This is a genomic window from Nitrosomonas supralitoralis (genome assembly GCF_003011925.2).
GTDB lineage: Bacteria > Pseudomonadota > Gammaproteobacteria > Burkholderiales > Nitrosomonadaceae > Nitrosomonas > Nitrosomonas supralitoralis.
In genome coordinates, this window is sequence record NZ_PXXU01000008.1 from 67,986 (window position 1) to 90,058 (window position 22,073).

Annotated in this window: 27 protein-coding genes; 13 read left to right on the plus strand and 14 right to left on the minus strand. The window is 42.9% G+C overall.

Features of this window, described 5'->3' with window-relative positions:
* Window position 1 precedes the first annotated feature (1 nt).
* Complete coding sequence (gene fur, locus C7H79_RS04160) at window positions 2-442, plus strand: ferric iron uptake transcriptional regulator (RefSeq protein ID WP_106706034.1); 441 nt, start codon at window positions 2-4, stop codon at window positions 440-442.
* Window positions 443-607: 165 nt separating this feature from the next.
* Entirely contained in the window at window positions 608-1,720 is a 1,113-nt protein-coding gene (locus tag C7H79_RS04165) for a lytic murein transglycosylase (protein ID WP_242447134.1), read from the plus strand.
* Window positions 1,721-1,757: 37 nt separating this feature from the next.
* On the opposite strand, the gene C7H79_RS04170 is transcribed toward C7H79_RS04165, so the two are convergent.
* Window positions 1,758-2,744, minus strand: coding sequence for a malate dehydrogenase (locus C7H79_RS04170; protein WP_106706035.1), 987 nt, complete (start codon window positions 2,742-2,744; stop codon window positions 1,758-1,760).
* Window positions 2,745-3,220: 476 nt separating this feature from the next.
* Between C7H79_RS04170 and C7H79_RS04175 the strand changes: the two genes are divergently transcribed.
* The 3 genes from C7H79_RS04175 to C7H79_RS04185 are packed head-to-tail and all read left to right on the plus strand — an operon-like array spanning window position 3,221 to window position 4,400.
* On the plus strand, window positions 3,221-3,406 hold the full coding sequence (locus C7H79_RS04175) for a hypothetical protein (RefSeq protein ID WP_172592349.1): 186 nt from the start codon (window positions 3,221-3,223) through the stop codon (window positions 3,404-3,406).
* Between the two features lie 34 nt (window positions 3,407-3,440).
* Complete coding sequence (locus C7H79_RS04180) at window positions 3,441-3,842, plus strand: hypothetical protein (protein WP_106706037.1); 402 nt, start codon at window positions 3,441-3,443, stop codon at window positions 3,840-3,842.
* A 15-nt stretch (window positions 3,843-3,857) separates the two neighbouring features.
* Window positions 3,858-4,400 (plus strand): glycine zipper family protein, encoded by a 543-nt coding sequence (locus tag C7H79_RS04185; RefSeq protein WP_106706038.1) that lies wholly within the window; start codon window positions 3,858-3,860, stop codon window positions 4,398-4,400.
* A gap of 47 nt (window positions 4,401-4,447) precedes the next feature.
* Here the strand turns inward: C7H79_RS04185 and C7H79_RS04190 are convergent, their stop codons facing one another.
* On the minus strand, window positions 4,448-4,999 hold the full coding sequence (locus C7H79_RS04190; RefSeq protein WP_106706039.1) for a hypothetical protein: 552 nt from the start codon (window positions 4,997-4,999) through the stop codon (window positions 4,448-4,450).
* A 294-nt stretch (window positions 5,000-5,293) separates the two neighbouring features.
* Complete coding sequence (locus tag C7H79_RS18745) at window positions 5,294-5,437, minus strand: methane monooxygenase/ammonia monooxygenase subunit C (protein WP_106706066.1); 144 nt, start codon at window positions 5,435-5,437, stop codon at window positions 5,294-5,296.
* 488 nt (window positions 5,438-5,925) lie between these two features.
* On the opposite strand from C7H79_RS18745, the gene C7H79_RS04200 reads away from it, so the two are divergent.
* Window positions 5,926-6,585: a hypothetical protein gene (locus C7H79_RS04200; RefSeq protein ID WP_106706040.1), complete on the plus strand. Its 660-nt coding sequence runs from the start codon at window positions 5,926-5,928 to the stop codon at window positions 6,583-6,585.
* Window positions 6,586-6,755: 170 nt separating this feature from the next.
* Here C7H79_RS04200 and C7H79_RS04205 read toward each other — a convergent pair whose 3' ends face one another.
* Both C7H79_RS04205 and tyrS read right to left on the minus strand, forming a co-directional pair.
* Window positions 6,756-8,129, minus strand: a complete 1,374-nt coding sequence (locus tag C7H79_RS04205) for a DEAD/DEAH box helicase (RefSeq protein ID WP_106706041.1) — start codon at window positions 8,127-8,129, stop codon at window positions 6,756-6,758.
* A 270-nt stretch (window positions 8,130-8,399) separates the two neighbouring features.
* Window positions 8,400-9,602, minus strand: a complete 1,203-nt coding sequence (tyrS, locus tag C7H79_RS04210; RefSeq protein ID WP_106706042.1) for a tyrosine--tRNA ligase — start codon at window positions 9,600-9,602, stop codon at window positions 8,400-8,402.
* 98 nt (window positions 9,603-9,700) lie between these two features.
* Here tyrS and C7H79_RS04215 point away from each other — a divergent pair, with 98 nt between their 5' ends.
* Together C7H79_RS04215 and C7H79_RS04220 are read left to right on the plus strand one after the other, a co-directional pair.
* Window positions 9,701-11,083, plus strand: coding sequence for a peptidoglycan DD-metalloendopeptidase family protein (locus C7H79_RS04215; protein WP_309477319.1), 1,383 nt, complete (start codon window positions 9,701-9,703; stop codon window positions 11,081-11,083).
* 100 nt (window positions 11,084-11,183) lie between these two features.
* Entirely contained in the window at window positions 11,184-12,284 is a 1,101-nt protein-coding gene (locus C7H79_RS04220) for an anhydro-N-acetylmuramic acid kinase (RefSeq protein ID WP_106706044.1), read from the plus strand.
* A 16-nt stretch (window positions 12,285-12,300) separates the two neighbouring features.
* Here the strand turns inward: C7H79_RS04220 and erpA are convergent, their stop codons facing one another.
* The 6 genes from erpA to rplM all read right to left on the minus strand — a co-directional run bounded on the left by erpA (window position 12,301) and on the right by rplM (window position 15,935).
* Complete coding sequence (gene erpA / locus C7H79_RS04225; RefSeq protein ID WP_106706045.1) at window positions 12,301-12,645, minus strand: iron-sulfur cluster insertion protein ErpA; 345 nt, start codon at window positions 12,643-12,645, stop codon at window positions 12,301-12,303.
* Between the two features lie 57 nt (window positions 12,646-12,702).
* A complete protein-coding gene (locus tag C7H79_RS04230; RefSeq protein ID WP_106706046.1) occupies window positions 12,703-13,161 on the minus strand; it encodes a bactofilin family protein in 459 nt (152 codons plus the stop codon).
* Between the two features lie 12 nt (window positions 13,162-13,173).
* Window positions 13,174-13,908: a DUF6776 family protein gene (locus C7H79_RS04235; RefSeq protein WP_242447135.1), complete on the minus strand. Its 735-nt coding sequence runs from the start codon at window positions 13,906-13,908 to the stop codon at window positions 13,174-13,176.
* 63 nt (window positions 13,909-13,971) lie between these two features.
* Window positions 13,972-15,000 carry an N-acetyl-gamma-glutamyl-phosphate reductase gene (gene argC, locus C7H79_RS04240; protein ID WP_106706048.1) on the minus strand — a complete coding sequence of 343 codons (1,029 nt, stop codon included), beginning with the start codon at window positions 14,998-15,000 and terminating at the stop codon, window positions 13,972-13,974.
* A gap of 104 nt (window positions 15,001-15,104) precedes the next feature.
* Window positions 15,105-15,497, minus strand: a complete 393-nt coding sequence (rpsI, locus tag C7H79_RS04245; protein ID WP_106706049.1) for a 30S ribosomal protein S9 — start codon at window positions 15,495-15,497, stop codon at window positions 15,105-15,107.
* Window positions 15,498-15,500: 3 nt separating this feature from the next.
* Window positions 15,501-15,935 carry a 50S ribosomal protein L13 gene (rplM, locus tag C7H79_RS04250; protein ID WP_106706067.1) on the minus strand — a complete coding sequence of 145 codons (435 nt, stop codon included), beginning with the start codon at window positions 15,933-15,935 and terminating at the stop codon, window positions 15,501-15,503.
* A gap of 293 nt (window positions 15,936-16,228) precedes the next feature.
* On the opposite strand from rplM, the gene C7H79_RS04255 reads away from it, so the two are divergent.
* Complete coding sequence (locus C7H79_RS04255; RefSeq protein ID WP_242447136.1) at window positions 16,229-17,935, plus strand: glutamine--tRNA ligase/YqeY domain fusion protein; 1,707 nt, start codon at window positions 16,229-16,231, stop codon at window positions 17,933-17,935.
* An 87-nt stretch (window positions 17,936-18,022) separates the two neighbouring features.
* Here C7H79_RS04255 and gloB read toward each other — a convergent pair whose 3' ends face one another.
* Window positions 18,023-18,796 carry a hydroxyacylglutathione hydrolase gene (gene gloB, locus C7H79_RS04260; RefSeq protein WP_106706051.1) on the minus strand — a complete coding sequence of 258 codons (774 nt, stop codon included), beginning with the start codon at window positions 18,794-18,796 and terminating at the stop codon, window positions 18,023-18,025.
* Between the two features lie 93 nt (window positions 18,797-18,889).
* Between gloB and C7H79_RS04265 the strand changes: the two genes are divergently transcribed.
* The 3 genes from C7H79_RS04265 to dnaQ are packed head-to-tail and all read left to right on the plus strand — an operon-like array spanning window position 18,890 to window position 20,881.
* Window positions 18,890-19,669: a class I SAM-dependent methyltransferase gene (locus C7H79_RS04265; protein WP_106706052.1), complete on the plus strand. Its 780-nt coding sequence runs from the start codon at window positions 18,890-18,892 to the stop codon at window positions 19,667-19,669.
* Window positions 19,666-20,127 (plus strand): ribonuclease HI, encoded by a 462-nt coding sequence (gene rnhA, locus C7H79_RS04270; protein WP_106706053.1) that lies wholly within the window; start codon window positions 19,666-19,668, stop codon window positions 20,125-20,127. Before C7H79_RS04265 ends, rnhA begins: the two co-directional genes overlap by 4 nt.
* A 16-nt stretch (window positions 20,128-20,143) precedes the next feature.
* Entirely contained in the window at window positions 20,144-20,881 is a 738-nt protein-coding gene (gene dnaQ, locus C7H79_RS04275; RefSeq protein ID WP_106706054.1) for a DNA polymerase III subunit epsilon, read from the plus strand.
* 164 nt (window positions 20,882-21,045) lie between these two features.
* Here the strand turns inward: dnaQ and C7H79_RS18750 are convergent, their stop codons facing one another.
* Complete coding sequence (locus C7H79_RS18750) at window positions 21,046-21,267, minus strand: hypothetical protein (protein ID WP_374057997.1); 222 nt, start codon at window positions 21,265-21,267, stop codon at window positions 21,046-21,048.
* Window positions 21,224-21,415, minus strand: coding sequence for a hypothetical protein (locus tag C7H79_RS18755; protein WP_242447137.1), 192 nt, complete (start codon window positions 21,413-21,415; stop codon window positions 21,224-21,226). Before C7H79_RS18755 ends, C7H79_RS18750 begins: the two co-directional genes overlap by 44 nt.
* 388 nt (window positions 21,416-21,803) lie before the next feature.
* On the opposite strand from C7H79_RS18755, the gene C7H79_RS04285 reads away from it, so the two are divergent.
* Window positions 21,804-22,031 (plus strand): DUF2798 domain-containing protein, encoded by a 228-nt coding sequence (locus tag C7H79_RS04285; protein WP_106706055.1) that lies wholly within the window; start codon window positions 21,804-21,806, stop codon window positions 22,029-22,031.
* Window positions 22,032-22,073 lie beyond the last annotated feature (42 nt).

A 22,073-nucleotide genomic window follows, 5' to 3' on the forward strand; every position in this document is an offset into this window, starting at 1 on the left:
CATGAGTAACTCCGATAGCTTGAAAAGCATAGATCTTAAAAATATGGGTCTCAAAACCACGTTGCCAAGACTGAAAATATTGAATTTATTTGAGCAAAGCAGTGTGCGGCACCTGTCTGCTGAAGACGTTTATAAAGAATTGCTCAATGAAGGTGAAGATATCGGACTGGCGACTGTTTATCGTGTTCTCACGCAGTTTGAACAAGCCGGTCTACTTGAGCGACATCATTTTGAAAGCGGTAAAGCGGTATTTGAATTAAAGGGAGATGGTCATCATGATCATCTGGTCTGTTTGCAATGTGGTCGCGTTGAAGAATTTTACGATCCAGAAATTGAGGAACGCCAAATAAACATTGCCAAAGAACGAGGCTTTACCCTACAAGAACACTCGCTGTCGCTTTATGCCGACTGTATTAAACTTAATTGTCCTCATCGAAAATAAACCATGCCTGGAATTGCTGCACCACTTCACTTTATGAATTCTTGCTTGGTGCCAAGCACAAATTGTAAGAAATCCTGTTCAAGTATCGTTGTTGTGTTAGCAGTGTTGATCTTCACTCAGTCCATTTATGCTGAAACGATCAGTTTTGATGAATGTATTTCCAGAATGAAGATTCAAGCAAAATCAGAGGGTATTTCAGATAAAACAGTCAAACAGGTGTTAGATAAGGCCAAACATATTCCACGTGTGATTGAACTGGATCGGCGTCAACCTGAATTCACGCAAACATTTTCTGGTTATTTTAATGCGCGTATCAATGATGAACGTATTCAACGCGGCCGAGAGTTATTGATCCAATACCGCACATTGCTAGAAAAGATTCAGCTTGAAACAGGTATTCCGGCACAATATCTGGTTTCATTCTGGGGGCTTGAAACAAACTATGGTGGATATTTTGGTGATTGGTTGGTGACTGACTCGTTGGCTACATTAGCTTGTGACCCGCGGCGGAGCACTTTTTTTACGCAGGAATTGCTCAATGCTATGCGGATTCTGGACGCTGGAGATATCTCTCATGAAAGGATGATAGGTTCCTGGGCGGGTGCCATGGGTCATATGCAATTTATGCCATCGACTTTCTTAAGCTATGCCAAAGATGTTGATGGTGATGGGCGTCGTGATTTGTGGGGCAGTCTTTCTGATGCCATGGGATCTGCAGCCAATTTCTTGCGGCAATTGGGTTGGGTTCCAGGATTGGATTGGGGGCAGGAGGTTCGATTGCCGCCTTCATTTGATTATTCGTTAGCTGGACGCGATCGAATGTTAAGTGTGGCAGAATGGACGAGACTAGGAGTTAGCTCAGTTGCAGGAACTCCTCTAACCTCGACAGAACATAAATTTGCTTTGCTTGTACCTTCCGGCCATCACGGACCTGCTTTTTTAGTTTCAAGGAATTTTAACGTCATAATGCGTTGGAATCGTTCAGAGTTTTACGCGTTATCGGTTGGTCATCTGGCGGATCGTATCGCTGGTGCGGCGGCATTGCATCGCACGCCTATGATTGATAAAGATAAAATATCTCGAGAGCAGGTTCGCCAACTTCAGTTAGATTTGTTGACATTAGGTATTGATGCAGGTGAAGCCGATGGCGTATTGGGCTCAGCGACTCGTAAGGCGATCAGTCGTTTCCAGCAGAAAACACAACGTATCGCTGACGGACATTTGGATACTGCTTTATTAACTGCGATTCGTCAAGCAGCCAGTATGGCGTCTCATTAGGATCTTAACAACGGATTTGTGGATCTGTTTGATTTTTTTAAGTCAACAAATGTTTGATGGCTTCCTGTTCCGCTATCAGCTCTTGGTAGCTTTGTTGCATTCTTGCTTGGTCTGATTGGCTTGTTACCAGATTCTCAACGATTGTGTATTGGCCTTCCCGACAAGTGACAGGGAAGCTGTAGATGACGCCACTTGGGATTCCGTAGCATCCATTCGAAGGTACGCCCATCGAGACCCAATCATTTTCTCGCGTACCAAAAATCCAATCCTGCATATGATTGATAATAGCATTGGCTGCGCTCGCTGCACTCGATTTGCCATGTCGCGCTTCGATAATTGCTGCGCCGCGTTTTTGTACTACTGGAATAAAGTGATTGTTTACCCATGCGGTATCGGTTATTAAAGAAGTAACTTTGTCGTTTCCCACCAAGGCGTGACTTAGATCAGGGAATTGTGTGCTCGAATGATTACCCCAAACGATTATTCGTTTAACATCTGACACTGGCATTTGAAGTTTAAGCGCAACTTGAGACAATGCGCGATTGTGATCCAATCTTAACATTGCTGAAAAATTTGCTGGATCAATATCAGGAGCATTTTTTAAAGTGATGTAAGCATTCGTATTGGCCGGGTTGCCAACGACCAATACTTTAACATTGCGCTTGGCGGATGTATTAAGTGCTTTTCCTTGTGAAATGAATATTGGACTGTTGGCTGCAAGCAGATCCTTGCGCTCCATATTTTCTCCACGCGGCCGCGCACCTACCAATAGAGCAATATCGGCATTTTCGAACGCAACTTCAGGATTATCAGTGGTGACAACTTCAGTTAACAGCGGAAAAGCGCAGTCGTACAATTCCATGACGATGCCATCAAAAGCAGACTGAGCTTCAGTAATGTCATGTAATTGCAGGATAACTGGCTGATCCTTACCCAACATGTCACCTGCTGCAATTCGATATAGCAGGTTATAACAAATCTGTCCGGTTGCACCGGTCACAGCAATACGAATAGGCGATTTCATTTTTTTTCCAATCCTCGAAAATCCACCAATAGATTGGAAAATTGGCGGTATATGGGGAAAAGTGAACAAATTATACTTGTAATCAGAGTCTGGCGAAAGAGCAAGTTTGGATAATAGCAAGGCATTCCGTTAGGACATTGATTGCATTTCAGAATACCGGTCATTGTATAAAGAGCATGTAAATCCTTCCTAGTTAAATCTGATTCCAGACTTCGGCTTGCTTCGAAGCAAGCGTCGCGTAGGCTGAGAAAAGTTATTTAATTGCCTGTAGGGCATGTTATGGCGGATAACATTTTTCTCATTTCCATTTGTACTCTGCTGCATCGAACGACGAAATAATTACGCAATTCGCTACTAGCGCCGAATGGGTCTGAAAAGAATATTTACGTGCAGCTTACTTAACAAAGTTGTATCACAGAGTAATCATCAAAGTGAAGCAGAGTGCTTATGGCAACAACTTTGAAGAGAGTTCGCGAATGGGAAATCTTGATGTTATTTTCCAAATGATTTTTTGGCTTGTTATCAATATTAGAAAGCAACCCCGGCGTAATCCAGGGCGCATCCATTTGTTGCGGCTGAGCGTTGCTCGCCAATCTGATGGAGTAATTGGTTTGCGACATCTGGAGGGTCGGGTATTCAGCATTCATTCAGTTCTGAATTAATACAATCTGAAGAACGAACCAAAAAGGTGATCGCATGAAAAATTTGTATTGGAGTTATTTGATCATTGCTTTGTTTGCCATGATTGTAACTGATGTTATCTGGGCTCGCGGAGGGCATGGTCATAAACATCATAGTCATTTAAACTTTGGTATCAATATCGGTGGCTACAATTCCGGTTTTTATGGGCCAGGATTCTATCAATTTCGTTCCTATGGCTATCCTGGTGGCTCAATATTCATGATGCCTCATTATAGGTATGGAACAAGAGTTGTGGCTCCGGTTATTCCGCCAGTCTATGTTCAGCGTGAACAATTTTCGGTCCAGCCACAAGTTAATTACTGGCACTATTGCCAGAACTCGGGAGGTTACTATCCAAATATCGAAAGTTGTCCGGAAGGTTGGATACAAGTAGCTCCTCAACCAACAATGGAGTGATGTGGGGAGATTAATATGTTAACACTAAGAAACTTAATGGCTATTCTAATGACCGGGTTTCTGGTTGCTTGCGTTCATTTGCCAACCGGACCCAGTGTGATGGCATTACCAGGTTCCGGTAAAAACTTTGAGCAGTTTCGGTCTGATGAATATGTATGCAAGCAGTATGCGTACGAACAAGTCGATGGTTATACACCGCGAACCACATCGCGGATGAGTGGTATCGAAAACGCAGCATTGGGCAGTGGGCTTGGCGCCGCGGCAGGTGCTATTTTAGGGGGTGGTCATGGTGCGGCAATCGGTGCTGGGATCGGTCTCTTATTTGGCAGTGTGCTTGGTTCAAGTAATGCGACAGCTTCAGGTTATGCTAGCCAGCAGCGATATGATAATAGCTATGTTCAGTGCATGTATTCCAAAGGACACAGTGTTCCCGTCGATGGTAGAGTTATTCATAATTCATCGAGTAGAAATACGGGAAGCAGGAAAGCGGGGGCGACAGCTGAAAATTTTATTCCTCCACCACCGCCCGGTAATCCACCGCCACCGCCTCTACAATAAAATGATTGCCATTGCTGTAATGGCGCAGAATAGAGCAACGGGTATTGTTAGTGCTGAATTTGACGCCTCTTCAGTAGCTTATCTGTGAATAGTGCGATCAAAAGGAATGCAATGATATAGGGTATGGCACTGAAGAATGCCTCCTTATAATCTGTCATCTGTATTCGCAGTGGATACTCGTACTGCAGTGGCGGTACTCCTTCTCCTGTTACAAATAAAGTATATTCCCCTCCATCCAGGTTAAATTCTCCCTTAATGATGCCATCCGAATGACTATTCGAATATAAAGTTGCTATCGTATCGCTTAACGCTTGACCGCTGCCTCTAACGATTTTGATTACAATCGGCATATCTCGCAGCGCTTGATCGACAAGATCCAGAACCCACAAAGTTTCGCCTTCTTTAGGAATTTCAGTGCAGTATTCTGCTTCCGGATCGTGTTGAGGTTGATAAGTACTCAGATGCACCATGCTGCCAGAAATATTACGCATGCAAATATCGGATTCCAAGGATACCTTGCCGTGAGCTGCGGCTAGACCTGAAGAGAATACTGCGGCAAGTATAGCAACTGAAATCAATAGTTTAATAATTTGTCTCATTCAAAACCTCTTTACACATTGATCAATAATCTTTTTGAGTATTTTTACCCACTTCAACAAGTCGTTGCTACGTCAGAAGTAGGGTAAGAATGCTCATTTATTAGACAATAAGATGCTGGTTTCTTTCGTCTATTTTTGCCTTGTTTTGACTTTCTCGAAAACGTTTCTCAAAAATCTGGTTTTTCCATGATCAGTTGAAACAGTTCATGGGAACAATTGTTACAAACAAGTAAGACTAAGGAACGATATGATTGTTCAGAATTTTTCTGTTTACGTTGTTCCCGGTTTTATTGGTCAGGTAAAAATAACGGGTGATAGTTTGTGTGGCAATACTCTACCTGCGCATAATCCTGCCCAGCCCAGAATCACAAAGCCCCAGTGTAATGGTGCGATAAACAGTTTTTCCGTGAACCTGAACGCATGACCCCATTGGTTCAGCGCTCAATGACCAGATAAGGTAACAACCCTTGTCATACCTCCATTGCGTAGCTATATCAGACGGATGACGTCTGTCATTAACACAAATTAGTGATTAATTCATGAGATACAGGTATTTCCCAAACTTAACAGGCTATTGAAAACCGTTCTAAGTAGCTGACGCAAGGTAAAAAGAGGTGAAAAAGCGCAGTTTATGCATAATGAATGAGCATTTTGAGCCCGTTTCCAACAGCGCAGCATCGCTATACAGTTATTTATTCAACGGTTGTTAAACTATAATGCTTGAAACGAATCATTTTCCGTACTTGATCCAGCATTTCTTTAGCGGGCAGACGGTGAAGTCGTATTTTCCCGAAACATTTATTATTTAATAAAATATAAAGCAATATTATAATGATGATAATCATCAACAAATAAGATTATGCGACATTATTTGATAGATTATTGGACGAGATGTTTTATATATTACGCTAGGCGTCAATTTAGAGATGAATGAGCCTTTATCAAGAAAACGGCTGTTACTTTGGTCGCGATGGGTGGCTGCGTGGTTGTGGGAACCAAAGCTATTATGGCTCACGCTCATGACGGTAATTACCTCTGGCTATTTTGCATTCGGCCCAATATGCAATGAGTCAACAATTCGCCTTACGGGGCTTGGACTGCAAATTCTAGGCATGATCACCGTAATAATTGGCATTCGGTCAACTGGAGAACTTTTTGGTCGGCCCACATTGATCGAGGCGGCCAAAGCTTGGAGCAAACGTTACCCTAGCTATCAGCCGAGAATCGTTTCGACATCCTTTACTGCTACGGGCGCTGGATCTATGTCGGCCCGCGCAGCAGTGATGGCTGGGTTGCCTCCCAGTTCCACATTAGAAGACAGAGTGCGTACAGCGGAGAGAAACATTGAGTTTTTACAGCAAGAAATTTCTGCAGCGCAAGAGAAAATAGACGAAACCGAAAGAAAGCTAACTACAGAAATGAATGCTGAGATGGGTAAACGTCACGAAGAGCTAAATCAAGTAAAGAAGAAATTGGAGGAAGCACACACTGGCGGTCTTTACGTTGCGACAATGGGCACTACTTGGCTATTCATCGGAGTATGTTTGAGTACTGCATCGGCCGAGTTGGTGATGGCATGCTCGTGATGCCCAACAAATCAATGCAGCGGACATTTGACCCGTCACCCATTTTTGCTATCGCAAAAGCAGAAGCTGATTCAAATGCCGCTGAATTCAGGCGTTATGTATCTCTCTAACAGTTTGAGATAGCCACATTGCGCTCTGGTTTTTTCAAAGCAATGCGGCTTTACAGGCAGTTACTTGGAGCGTGCGGCTTGGTAGTTGGCCTTGTTGCCGTTATTATTCCGGAAAGAATTTCCACGGTTGTCCTGATCAATTGTGCGAGCGCGTGGCTGACCATTACGATTTCGACCGGATTCGCCGGTTGCTCCGAAGTTTGATCGACTGTCTTGCCCAGCGAAAGGCGAGCGTTTGCGTTTTTGCGTTACGCTAGGTGTACCTCTGGGACCGTTACCTTGAAAGCGTGGTTTGATACGCGGTTCGAGACCAGGGATGATATGTGATGCAATGCGCTGACCGGTGTAACGTTCAATTTTTGTCAGGTGCGCGCTGTCCTTCGATGAGGCGAACGAAACAGCCACGCCTGCTGCACCCGCACGACCTGTGCGACCAATGCGATGCACATAATCTTCGGCGAATTTCGGTAAGTCAAAATTGATGACATGCGTGATATCAGCAACGTCAATGCCACGGGCGGCGACATCGGTGGCTACCAATACACGCAGACCGCCATTACGTAACCGTGTCAGCGTACGGTTACGTTCGCGTTGATTCATATCGCCATGTAATGCGGCAGCGGCATAGCCCTGAGCATACAAGTTGTCCGCCAAGGAATCGGCATCACGTTTGGTGGCTGTAAAAACGATGGCTTGTTTTAATTTCTCGTCGCGCAATACGTGATTGAGCAGGCGGTTTTTGTGCGACATGTCGTCGGCATAATGTAGTCGTTGTTCGATATTATCAAGCTTGGCTTTTTGCGATGATACTTGAATACGTTTCGGAGTTTTTAATAATTTTGTGGCAACTTTGTCGATCGCGTTGTCCAGCGTAGCGGAAAACAGTAATGTTTGCCGGGTGGCCGGTGTGGCGGCTGCGATGGTTTCGACATCATCAATGAAGCCCATATCCAACATGCGATCAGCTTCGTCCAATACGAGCATTTGCAAGCGTTTGAAATCGATACGTCCGCGTTGAATATGATCAATCAATCGTCCGGGCGTAGCTACCAGAATATCAACCGGCTGTGATAACAATTTATTCTGCAATGGATAGGGCATGCCACCTAGGATGCTCACTACATTGATGCGCGGTAAATACTTGCCGTATTTTTTGGCAGCTTCAGATACCTGCAGTGCCAGCTCACGGGTCGGTGTCAGCACCAGAACGCGCGGTCCGCGGCTGCGGATTTGCGCCGGTGTTGCCAGCGCATGTAATGCCGGTAGCATGAATGCAGCGGTTTTGCCGGTACCTGTTTGTGCCGAAGCCATGATATCGTGGCCGGCAATTAATTCGGGTACGGCTTGTTGCTGAATCGGTGTTGGGGTGGTATACCCTGCTTCTTGAATTGCTTTAAGTATTGACGGGTGTAAATTTAATTCTTCAAAAGACACGTTATTTTCCTAAAAAATACAGACAACGAAACACACAGGCATAACTTACATGCCGCGAATGTTGATTGTGCGAAGCCTTGTCAGCGCGTTAAAAAGCATCGCCGCTAACCAAAGTTGTTGCACTTTTTCGGAAAAACTTGAAAAATTGGAGAGGTCAGGAACGATGAAGCCATGCAAAGCTGATCAGAAAATACAACTCTGTTCAACGTTGAACCCGGAACTATACTGGATTCTTCTATTTTCTGCAATTTTTTTGCGATGTTGTTTTGTTTATTGAATGATAGCGTTGGCAAACTTTCGTTTGCCAACCTGTATCACAACAGATGTGCCACGCGCTATTTGAGTCGATTTGTCGGTTACTTTCTCATTGTTCAATTTGACAGCGCCTTGCTCAATCATGCGTAGTGCTTCACTGGTACTGGCGGTCAGTCCTGTTTGTTTTAATAATTGTACCAAAGGTATTTCGTTGCCCTGTGCCTGGAGTATTTTTTTCGGTATGTTTTCGGGTAATGCGCCATGTTTAAATCGTGCTTCAAAGTCGATCAGTGCATCCTCAGCACTAGCCCGATCGTAGAAGCGACTAACAATTTCCTGTGCCAGCATGACTTTGATATCACGGGGATTGCGGCCTGCTTCGACTTCTTCGTGCCATTTTTGGATGGTCTGCAAGGATTCAAAGGATAGCAAGTCCAAGTAACGCCACATAAGTTGATCCGAAACCGACATTAACTTACCGAAAATTTCGGTTGGGCTTTCCGTGATGCCGACATAATTATTCAATGACTTGGACATTTTGTTAACACCGTCTAACCCTTCAAGTAACGGCATTGTAAGGATACATTGTTGCGCTTGTCCGAAATGCTTTTGTAGTTCACGTCCCATCAATAAATTGAACTTTTGATCGGTTCCACCCAATTCAAGATCCGCTTTGAGTGCGACAGAATCGTAGCCCTGAATCAACGGATACAAAAATTCATGAATGGCTATTGCTTGATTGTTACGGTAGCGTTTGTCGAAGTCATCTCGTTCCAGCATTCTCGCAACGGTATGGGTTGCAGCCAGTTTGATCAGATCCGCGGCACTAATTTTATCCATCCAGGTGGAATTAAACACCACTTCAGTTTGTTCCGGCTTCAATATTTTAAAGACTTGTGTGGTGTAGGATCGAGCATTTTCTGCAACTTGTTCCCGGGTGAGTGGTGGGCGGGTACTGTTTTTCCCACTAGGATCTCCGATCATGCCGGTGAAATCACCGATTAGGAATAGAATATGGTGTCCAATATCTTGCAGTTGGCGCAATTTGTTTAGTAACACCGTATGACCCAGATGTAAATCTGGTGCTGTCGGGTCGAACCCGGCTTTTACACGCAGCGGGTTGCCGGATGTAAGCCTAGTTTCCAGCTCGGTTTCGACTAGTAGCTCCTGACAGCCGCGTTTTATGATTTCAAGTTGAGATTTTATTGATTTGTTCACTGTTTTTTTATGTCTATGATATTTAATGATAATGGGATATTTTGAAATGACTCGTTAGGTCATTTGTAGTCGTTTATTAGTACATATTGACTATTTTCATGTTAGACTCGCGCCTGTCTTGTTATGACTGGAGGTACTTCATAGTGCTATATACGCCTATTAGCAGCAAACAAAGGATTCTAGCTCAAAAATCATCAAAATTAACAAAAAAATCAATTCGCTGGCTGGTGGCTTTATCCAGCATTCCACTATTTGGTATCGTCACTGCATTTGGTATTGCTCCTAAATCTCCGTCATTTGGAGAGGTTCCAGTAGAAGAAATTGTTCTTGACCTTGAATTATCTATTCCAGACGCTCTTGCCGAGGCGCAATCTAATCAAATCTTCTGGCGTCAGGAAAGCATCCAGCGTGGTGATACGATCGCCGCAATCTTGAACCGATTGGATGTCAGCAGTCAAGATTCTACCTATTTTCTTCAGGCGGCGCGCGATAGTCGTGCGATGCGGCAGCTTAGACCCGGTAAAACCGTTTATGCACAAACGACCGCTGAAGGGGAATTGTTATCGTTGCGTTATTTCTTCGGTAATGAAGAACTGTTTTTGATGGAAAAAACGGACGATGAGTTCAAGATGACCGAACGGTCGATTGAATTGGATGCACAGATTCATATGAAATCCGGTGTGATTAACAATTCGTTATTTGGTGCGACGGATAATGCCGGTATACCCAATAATATTGCTCTGCAACTGACTGAAATATTTGCTTCAGAAATCGATTTTTACCGGGACCTACGTCAGGGAGATCGCTTTACTATAGTTTATGAAACATTTTCAAATAATGGTAGACGCGCTAAAACTGGTCGCGTGTTGGCCGTTGAGTTTGTCAACAAAGGAAAATCGCATCAGGCGATTTATTTCAAATCATACAATGGTGCAGATGGGTACTACACTCCTGAAGGTGACAGCTTACGTAAAGCATTTTTACTTTCACCGCTCGCCTTTACACGTGTAAGTTCCGGTTTTACGAATCGACGCTTTCATCCCATACTAAAAGAATGGCGCGCGCACCGTGGCATTGATTATGCAGCTCCTACCGGCACTCCTGTAAAAGCTACGGCGAGTGGAATTGTTGCTTTTTCCGGCTCGCAAAGAGGTTATGGCAATCTGATTGTGCTCAAACATAATGGTAAATACGAAACGGCCTATGGTCACCTATCTCGTTTTGCAACCGGGTTAGGTAAAGGTAAACGTGTGAACCAGGGAGATGTAATCGGTTACGTGGGTTCGACAGGCATGGCGACCGGTCCTCACTTACATTATGAATTACGTGTGGATGGGGTGCAGCGTGATCCAACTAAAGTAGTTTTGCCAACTGCACCGCCGATAGCAAAGCGCGATTTAAATACATTCCAGAAAGAAACACATGCTTTGCTGGCTCGTTTGAACATCATGCGCAACATTCATCTCGCTTCGATAGAGTAAAATCTATAATTTTTGTCGTTTGACGGTTTGTTCAGGTGTGCAAACCGTCAATTTCTTGATAGAAAATTAATCTTTAATATTTCCCGATATACTTGAATAGGTGGAAGCCACTTACTATATAGGCCTGATGTCAGGCACCAGTCTGGATGGTGTGGATGTCGTTTTGGTGGATTTGCGGACTACGCCCCCGTTATTATTAGGGACTCACTTTTGTCCATATAACAATGATCTGCGAGAAGCATTGTTGTCTCTACATCAGTCTGATTACGATGAACTTCATCGCGCTGCAATGCTCAGTAACCAATTGTCTTATCTGTTTGCAGAGGCAACTACAGGTTTGCTGGAAAGTGCGGGTGTTTTTCCGGAACAGATTATTGCCATAGGGTGTCATGGGCAAACGATTAGACATTGCCCAGAACCAGACAAGGGCTATACGATACAACTTGTCAATGCGGCTTTGTTGGCTGAATTAACCCGAATCACAGTAGTCACTGACTTAAGAAGCCGGGATATCGCTGCGGGCGGGCAAGGCGCTCCGCTGGTGCCCGCGTTTCACGAAGCTGTTTTTAAAAAATCAGATTGTCATCGCGTAATCGTTAATATTGGCGGCATAGCTAATATTACAAATCTTGATCCTCATCATTTTGTCACGGGGTTTGATTGTGGACCGGGTAATGTATTAATGGATGCGTGGTGCTTACAGCATATCGGAAAGATTTATGATAAGAATGGACTGTGGGCAGCAACCGGTCAGGTTGTTCCTGCTTTACTGGATGCCTTATTGGCGGATCCTTTTTTTGCTCATAAGCCACCTAAAAGCACGGGCAGGGATTTGTTTAATCTCCATTGGCTGGAACAAAAGATGCGAGGCAGTGAGTCGCCGGAGAATGTTCAAGCAACGTTGTTACAAGTAACTGTCATGTCAATTTCCCGGTCTATCCATACATATTGCTTGGGTGCGGAAGAAATTTATATATGTGGTGGAGGAGGACATAACTCCTTTTTGATGAGTCAACTCACTGAGGTAATGCAAGGTAAAAAAGTGGCGCTGACTGATCGATTAGGTATAACGATCGATTGGGTGGAGGCTTTCGCATTTGCATGGCTGGCACAACAGGCAATTTTGCGTAAAGCGGGCAATCTGACAGGAGTTACAGGAGCGAAAGGTGGCAGGATTCTGGGAGCTATATACCCTGCCTGAATAGTATGCAGATACGTTATATCGAGAATGATGATCCGCAACCACAAGTGCTGGTGGCGCCAGGATTTTTGATGACGAATTGTGCGCCTTGAATATTTTCTTGATAATCGATTTCAGCGCCGATTAAATACTGAAAACTCATAGGATCAACTAGTAGTTTGACACCATCTCGTTCCATTACAGTATCATCTTCATTGATCAATTCATCAAAAGTGAAGCCATACTGAAAACCTGAGCAACCGCCGCCGCTGACAAAAACTCTAAGATTAAGATTGTTGTTACCTTCTTCTTCAATCAGTTGTTTAACTTTAGAAGCTGCATTTTCAGTGAAATTAAGAGGAATGTTCAGTTCAGTGCTCATATTGGTTTTTACAGTAATTGTCAAATTATGGGTTTTAAATACTATACAGCATATACATCAGAGTGAATCATTTTCAGCAGCAGTGTGTTGCTGATCGGTTGCTGGAGCTAATGTTATCATTTTATCTGATTGTTGCGCACCCGCTGAGTCCTGTTTGTACTGATGAATCATTTTTCCATCAACAGAGGCGCCGAGTTGGATTTCTATAGAACCATAATGAACATCACCGTACACTTTGGCTTTTTCTTGTAATTCCAGATATCCTTGTGCGTCAATGGGCCCGGAAACGGTTCCGTTAATGACAACATTGGTGGCTTTAATTTTACCTTTGATGCTACCTTCATTGCTGAGAACCAGTGTGCTGTGCTCATCATCGATTGCAAAGATGTTTCCAGTAATATGCCCATCGATTCGAAGGCCGCCGGTGAAATGAATATCACCTGTAATTCTCGTGTTTGTGCCGATCAAAGTATCAATACGATGATCCAGTTGATTCTTCTTTTTTCTACCGAACATCTCTTTTCTCCTTCACAATGTCGGTTGTGCAGTTTCAGATAGTATGACTTTCTTGCTACCCTTTCTGTAAATTTCCACATGAATATACTCCACGATGGAATTCGGTGGTGCTTTGAAACTGTCTTCCAATCTATGAAAGAATTTAAAAGTAATAGGAAAATCTTGCTGCAGATTTTTTTTGGTAAGCGGTATCACCTTACTCTGGTTATTTTGCGTCAGTTTAACCGTGAATCTTAAATTTCCCTTAAAATCGTTAGGCCTCTCTCCGCCCTGAATTAATGTCAATGCATAGCGGTACTCACCAGGCATTTGAGTTTCTTTCAGACTAAATTGATAAATTGAAATTCCACTTTTTGTATTGCTGGCAATAAGATATTGGAAGAATTCCAGTTTTTCTTTTAATTGATCATTTTCGTTAGCAAGAAACTTCATTTCTTCAGCAAGATCCTGGTTAGCCGCGTTGCTGATTTGTAGTTGTTGAATCAAATCACCGATCTGGGTGCATAATTTTTGCTTCTTGGTGTGTCTGCATGTTCCGGGATCAAATAAGTATGCCAATTTCTCTTCAATGACATTCTCATGCAAGTTGGCTGATAGTCGCCCCATTTCGTACATGCCCCAAGAGAGCAGGAGTAATAATGAACAGCCGATAATAACGCTTGTCAGGCGTGATTGCCAAGACAAATAAGGTTGTACGACGACACGCGGAGATAGGATTTTGGGTTTTCTCTGGAAAAACTTATACACAGAGGCGTGCTCTACAGAGTTCGGTTCAATTTATCTGGATGTGATTTTGTGAGCATTGTGTTCCTAAGGTAGCAGCGGTATCTGATTAATCCCCAACGTTTCAGATAGGCCGAACATGATATTCATGTTTTGTATGGCTTGCCCTGCCGCGCCTTTGATCAAATTATCAGTAACCGATAATATCACAACTGTGTCACCGTTTTGCGGTTGATGCACGGCGATGCGGCAAATATTAGAACCACGCACCGAACGAGTTTCCGGGTGTTTTCCGGTAGGTAATACATCGACAAAAGCTTCGTTCTGGTAACGTTTTTCGTACAAAGCCTGCAGGTTAATCTTCTGAGTTAGTTTGGCATACAGCGTGGCATGGATGCCGCGAATCATCGGTACTAGATGTGGAACAAAGGTTAGGCTAACCATTTTTTTGGCGACACTTGAAAGCCCCTGTTTTATTTCTGGTAAATGCCGATGCCCTGGAACACCATAGGCTTTAAAATTATCAGATGCTTCTGCATGCAAGGTATGTACTTCGGCTTTACGTCCCGCGCCGGAAACGCCCGATTTGACATCGGCGATGAGATGATTGATGTCTATGACGCCGGCTTCCAACAGCGGCAAGAAACCAAGTTGCACAGCGGTTGGATAGCAACCGGGGTTGGCGATAAGGCGTGCATTCTTTACTAGCTCGCGGTTAATTTCAGGCAGGCCATAAACTGCTTCAGCAACCAGATCAGGACAAGCGTGCTGCATGCCATACCATTTTTCCCATTCAGCAACATTCTTTATACGAAAATCTGCTGCCAGGTCGATTACTCTAACGCCTGCTTTCAGTAAGGATTCAGCTTGTTTCATGGCTATGCCATTAGGTGTGGCAAAAAATACTAAATCACATTTATTGAGTTTTGCATCCGCTGGATCAGTAAATTTAAGGTCAATATGTCCTCTAAGATTGGTAAACATGTCGGCGACATTTATGCCAACCTCGCTTCGTGAGGTTATCGCTTTGATTTTTACTTTAGGATGAAGTGTCAGTAACCGCAGTAATTCCACGCCGGTGTATCCTGTTCCACCAACAATACCGACATTAATCATTGTGACTCCTGTTATGTTCTGTGTAGATAATATCTATTCTTTAAAAGAAAATGAAAAAGCCGCTCAAATTTGGGCGGCTTTTTTGAAATTCTAATACGAGAAAATTATCGTTTAGAAAATTGTTTGCGCCGCCGTGCTTTACGAAAACCAACTTTCTTTCTTTCTACTTCACGTGCATCACGAGTGACCAAACCAGCTTTGCTCAAAGTAGGTTTTAACGTTGCATCGTAATCGATGAGTGCGCGGGTAATACCATGACGTACCGCGCCAGCTTGTCCTGATTCACCCCCGCCATGAATATTTACCATAATATCAAATGAATTGGCATTATCAGTTAATTCCAGGGGCTGTCTTACAATCATGCGTCCTGTTTTTCGTGAAAAGTAATCATCAATTGGTTTATTGTTAATGATAATTGCGCCTTTTCCCGGTTTGATAAAAACGCGTGCAACGGAACTTTTACGTCGTCCGGTGCCGTAATTATATTGAGTAGCCATAGATTAAGCTCTAACTTCAAGTGGTATGGGTTGTTGAGCAGCATGCGGGTGAGTATCGCCAGCATAAACTTTAAGTTTTTTTAACATTGCGTATCCCAAGGGGCCTTTAGGCAACATTCCTTTGACTGCTTTCTCAAGTGGACGAGCCGGGAAGCGTGCGTGCATTTTGTTCAAAGGAGTTGCATAGATGCCGCCTGGATAACCGGTATGTCGATAATAAATTTTATCTTCCAATTTGTTGCCGGTAACTCGCATCTTGTCGATATTGACAACGATAATGTAATCGCCAGTATCAACGTGCGGTGTATAGATCGGTTTATGTTTTCCACGTAAGCGATGTGCGATCTGTGAAGCAAGACGCCCCAGAACTTTATCGGTTGCGTCAATGACGAACCAGTCATGATTTACTTCGTGTGGTTTGGCCGAAAATGTTTTCACAAAAAACTTGTCCTGCGTATTCAAAAAAGAGCCAGGAATTCTAAGTCAGATAGCGATAAAAGTCAAATTTAGAACTCTTTATTTTTTGCCTGGTTGATATGCTTTTGTAGCAAACGGAAGTGGTAGGGCGGGTTTGCTCAAGAATAGTGGATTTTACGTTAATCGCCGTTATAATCATATTGAGAAGAAAGATGACATTTGAACGAATAATTTGAGTGAATGAGTGAATTTCTGAGCACTCAAACGGATAAGTAACATTTCCTTAATATTAATTATAGGCTGAGAGATACCCCTTGATAGAGAAATCGAAAACTAGTTTGCATGCAGAATCATCACCTTCCAATTTTATTCGCCAAATCATAGAAGAAGATAATCGTGTCGGCAAATGGAATGGACGCGTTGAAACACGCTTTCCGCCCGAACCGAATGGCTACTTGCATATTGGTCATGCCAAGAGCATTTGTTTGAATTTTGGTATTGCACACGACTATGGTGGCGTGTGTCATTTGCGTTTTGACGACACTAATCCGGAAAAGGAAGCTCAAGAGTACGTCGATTCAATTTGTGACAGTGTTTCCTGGTTGGGTTTTGATTGGGGTCAACATCTTTATTATTCTTCGGATTATTTTAATCAGTTATATGAATTTGCCGAGTATTTGATCAGCTGTGGAAAAGCCTATGTAGAAAGTCTTTCTGCCGATGAAATTCGTGAACTGCGCGGCACATTGACCAATCCCGGTATAAACAGCCCATTCCGTAATCGTTCGAGCGCTGAAAGTCTTGATTTGTTTCGGCGGATGAAAGCCGGAGAATTTCCAGAAGGTCAGTATGTCTTGAGAGCAAAGATCGATATGGCATCGCCCAACATCAATATGCGCGATCCGGTGATTTATCGAATTCGCCATGTACATCATCAACGTACCGGCAAGCAATGGTGCATTTATCCGATGTATGACTATACACATTGTATTTCCGATGCACTTGAAAGAATAACGCATTCACTCTGTACACTCGAATTTGAAGACCATCGCCCGCTATATGATTGGGTGTTGGATCAGTTGGCCGACAAAGTACCCTGTCATCCTCAGCAGATCGAATTTGCTCGTCTCAATTTGACGTATACGGTAATGAGCAAGCGTAAATTGATCGAACTGGTGGAAAGCAAATTGATTGACGGCTGGGACGATCCTCGGTTAAGCACGCTGGCCGGAGTGCGTCGTCGCGGATTTACGCCTCGCGCTATCCGTTTGTTTGCCGAACGTATTGGCATCAGCAAGGCGGATTCGTGGATTGATATGGGCGTGCTGGAAGACTGTTTGCGTGAAGATTTGAATGAAAATGCACCGCGTCGGATTGCTATTCTTAGGCCAGTCAAGCTGATTATTGACAACTATCCGGAGGATCAGCAAGAAGATTGCTTTGCGCCGAATCATCCGCAAAAGCCGGATTGGGGAAAGCGTACTATCCCTTTTTCTAGAACTCTGTACATTGAGCGCGATGATTTCATGGAAGTGCCAACCAAGGGCTATTTTCGCCTTTCTCCTGGCACAGAAGTACGATTACGCTATGCTTTTATCATCAAATGCGTACAAGTGGATAAAAATGCACAAGGTGATATCGAGACAATCCATTGCATCTATGATCCCGACACCAAAAGTGGAACATCTGGTGCAGAAAGCCGAAAAGTTAAAGGTAATATTCACTGGTTATCAGTAAAACACTCGCGAGCGGCTGAAATACGGCTATATGATCGTTTGTTCACCGATCCATACCCGGATAGGGGTGACAAAGATTATAAATCCTCATTGAATCCAGATTCGAAGGAAATCATTACTGGGTATGTGGAGCCTTCGTTGTGTGAAGCGATGTCTGAACAAATCTTTCAGTTCGAGCGCACTGGCTATTTTATTGCGGATCGAATTGATATGAAGCCAGGTAAGCCGGTGTTTAACCGTGCTGTGACTTTACGCGATTCATGGGGAAAACTGACGGAGGCGTAAATTTTTCTGCACAAATGAGTAAGTAGACAAATCAATCAGGGCTTTTTGATAATCTCTTCTTTCAGTATCGATATAAACTGCAACTTCCTAGAATTTATTTTTCCATTCACGTAAGACCGCGAAAACATTCTCGGGATTTTGCATGGGCTTTCCAGAATAATTTTGTGCACTATTAATTATTTGCTGATGATCGCAGCGCAGGAATGGATTAATCGCTTTTTCGAGTGCAAGTGTAGCCGGAATTGTTGGAGTATTTTTATGACGTAATTCTTGCGCAGTGATTGCGAACTCGTTAAGTTTTCTATTTTCCGGATCGACTGTTCTGGCAAATTGTATATTTCCCAAAGTATATTCATGTGCGCAATAAATTAAAGTATCCTCAGGTAGTTGAGAGATTTTTTGTAGTGATTGGTAAAGTTGCGCTGCAGATCCTTCAAATATCCTTCCGCAACCGCAAGAAAAAAGTGTATCACCGCAAAATATCATATTCCATGGATTTGACCCATAATAGGCAATATGTCCTCGGGTGTGTCCAGGTGTATCTAACACTGTGAGATTGAGTGATATCTCCTGCAAGCTTACGATATCGTTTTGTTGTACAGGATTTGATATGGTAGCGATTGATTCATTGCCTGGTCCGTAGACTGGAATATCAGACAGCTTAATTAATTCAACTATACCTCCGGTATGGTCATTATGGTGATGGGTAATAAGAATGGCACAGAGTTGCAGTTTCTTTAATTGTAGATATTCAATGACCGGAGTTGCGATACCCGGATCGATGACAACTGCATAATTTTGATTATGAATTATCCATATGTAATTGTCTCTAAACGCATTTGCCGGATGTATATTAAGCATGAAAGCTCCATTTAAAGAAGTTGACACAATGAAAAGAGTTAATTGATGTCAGTAAATAGTGTAAATTTTGATATCGAGTAATTGATATTGTTCATGATGACAGCACAAAATGTACAGCAATGGTTGGAATCTTCTCTTGGTCAATATTTGATTGAACACGAATATCGTTATTATGATCAGGTGGTAGCAAATATATTTGGCTACAATGCAGTGCAAATAGGATGGTCACAGTTTGATTTTTTACGCTTGAATCGAATGCCTTTGCGTTTTTTTGTAGGGCTTGAGTCAGAGGCTTCGTTACGGGCTGAAGCCGGCTTTCTTCCTATCCAGACTAATAGCATGGATCTTGTTATCCTTCCACATACGCTTGATTTTAATGTAAATCCTCATCAGATACTAAGGGAAGTTCATCGGATTCTGATACCTGAAGGTCATCTTGTTGTTTCGGGTTTTAATCCATTCAGTCTCTGGGGTATTGGTCGTCATTTAAAATCAATGCGACGGGAATTTCCCTGGAATGGAGATTTTATTGCATTGTCGCGACTTAAAGACTGGCTAAAATTGCTGGATTTCGAAATGGCTGGTGGTCGGCTTTGTTGCTATGCTCCGCCATTTAAACAAGAGAAATGGCGTCGGCGATTAAGTTTTATGGAGGCGGCAGGGGATCGCTGGTGGCCAATTTCAGGTGGGGTATATTTTTTACATGCTATTAAGCACATGCATGGAATGCGAATAATAAAACCTGACTGGAAAAAATGTTTAGATGCCAAGAAAAAAATGGCACCCATTGCTCGGAAAATTATCAAAGTCTCAAAGCAAGATCGATCATCGAACAATCCAAATCAGATTAGCGACTTAAATAAATCACGATGAGGAATGATTCTAAAGTCGTAGAAATATATACAGATGGCGCTTGCAAAGGGAATCCTGGGATTGGAGGATGGGGAGCTTTGCTCCGATACGGAGGTCATGAACGGGAAATTTTTGGTGGAGAAAAATTTACCACTAATAATCGCATGGAATTACTTGCTGCTATTCGTGCTTTGGAATCTTTAAAGCGCCCTTGTAAAGTACATTTACATACCGATTCACAATACCTGCAAAAAGGCATTAGTGAATGGCTTGATTCGTGGAAGGGGCGCAATTGGCGTACTGCGGATAAAAAACAGGTGAAAAATGAAGATCTCTGGAAATTACTTGATCAACTGACACAACAGCATGAAATCGAGTGGTGCTGGGTAAGAGGGCATTCCGGACATGCTGATAACGAGCGCGCTGATCTGTTGGCCAATCGAGGTGTTGAAATGATAATTGCTGAAGAACTGCATTAATGTTAGGAGCGGGGATATGCGTCAAATTGTGTTAGATACTGAAACGACGGGCTTGGAGTATAAGGTTGGACATCGCATTATTGAGATTGCAGCCGTTGAGTTGTGTGATAGACAATTTACCGGCACTCATTTTCACTACTATCTGAACCCAGAACGCGAAAGTGATGACGGTGCCTTGCAAGTTCATGGACTAACGACGGAATTTCTTCAAGATAAGCCAAAATTCCAAGTAGTATCTAAAGAATTCTTGAATTTTATTGCTGATGCCGAGCTAATTATCCATAATGCTCCGTTTGATGTCGGATTTATCAATCATGAATTAGGTTTAATCAATTTAAAAACACTCGATAATTATTGCTCGTCAATAACGGATACGTTGAAGTTAGCGAAGGAGCTCCATCCTGGTAAGCGCAATAACCTTGATGCTTTGTGTGAACGATACAATATTGACAACTCACGACGTAAGTTGCATGGCGCATTATTGGATGCGGAATTATTGGCAGAGGTTTATCTTGCTATGACCCGAGGGCAAGAAAGCTTGCTGATTGATTTGGACTATATTGAATTTGTGCAGCACTCGTTGATAGACCTGGATAGTACTAATTTAAGAATTATTGCAGCGACCACTGAAGAAAATGCGCGGCATCAGGAGATATTAAAGGAGATTGCGCGAGCAAGTAACAATAAATGTCTATGGAACAGCCTGGAAGCAACAAGCACGCTTAATGAGAAATCAAGAATCGTGAGTAATTAATTAGAGCTTACTCATAAATTCAGCGATCAGTTATGCGCTGTCAAGTAGAAATAGTGGTTTGAGATGAATTGACAGGCACGAGCAAACGGAATTTCTCTGGGTATGCTCTTTTTGGTCACCCAGAATGCTATTTTGGCTGCCTGATTTCTCAGGCAAATAAAAACCTACACCAGAATAAGCAGATTCATAACTGGGAAGATACTATTAATCCATGCGGCAGACGTATCAGCGCGCTTGGCCCGAATATTGTTAAGTCGATATCCAAACTTTCCTTCAATCGGAATGCGCTCGCGATATTCCTGTCGCCGTGGTACTTTCAGGCGCATCCATTCATCTTTATTTTTAGGTGTAATCTTGGTGGACGTCCCAGTGCAGCTTGTCGACATGTGCCAACCCTTTTCCGGTCAAGCTCGCGCTTATTTTTGGCGCCAAATTCCATTGTTTTAACCAGTGATTATTGGAATCAAGAATCATGCCCGGCGGTGTATCAAGTCCTTCGAGTGGCAGTCGCTTTTGGCTGATATAACAAATCATAGTGCACAGTTTTTGGTGTTAATTCACATATTTATGAGCGCTATTCTACCAAAATATACACTATTATTAAACCTAATCAGCTGCTTATGTTTTTTGAGTAAGCTCTAATTAGCGATCCTCCTGCGGTTATTTTCCTTATTAGGTTCGATACGGCCCGAAAGTGATTTTGTTTTGATGTTCGTTGGTGTGGCATTTCCTGATTAAAGTAATTCCCTATGAAGGGGTAAAGAAGCCATGATGTGCACTGAGAATTTAGTTCTGGCAAAATAAAAAATTATGACAGTCACTTAAAATGAACAAATATATACAATGAATTTGAGAATTTCTTCACATAAACTTGTTTACAATTCTGAGCTAGCAGCTTAGGAACAGGAAAAACAGAGCTTACATGAAGCAGAAACTACTAGCACATTGCATTTATTGTTTGATAATGTCCGCAACAATGACTGGGTGTGTATCTGCAATTGTTACGGCGGTGAATCTTGGTTTTTCCGATGCCATTATCGAACCTTGGCTTTATTCATGGAGTATTGCATTTCCAGTTGGTTTTGTTTTGTTGCTGTTTGTCTCACCATACTTCAAGCGCATCATAGAAGTATTCATACATAATCGGTAATGTAGAGCAAACTACAGAATGCATGTGTTTGCCGTAGATTTA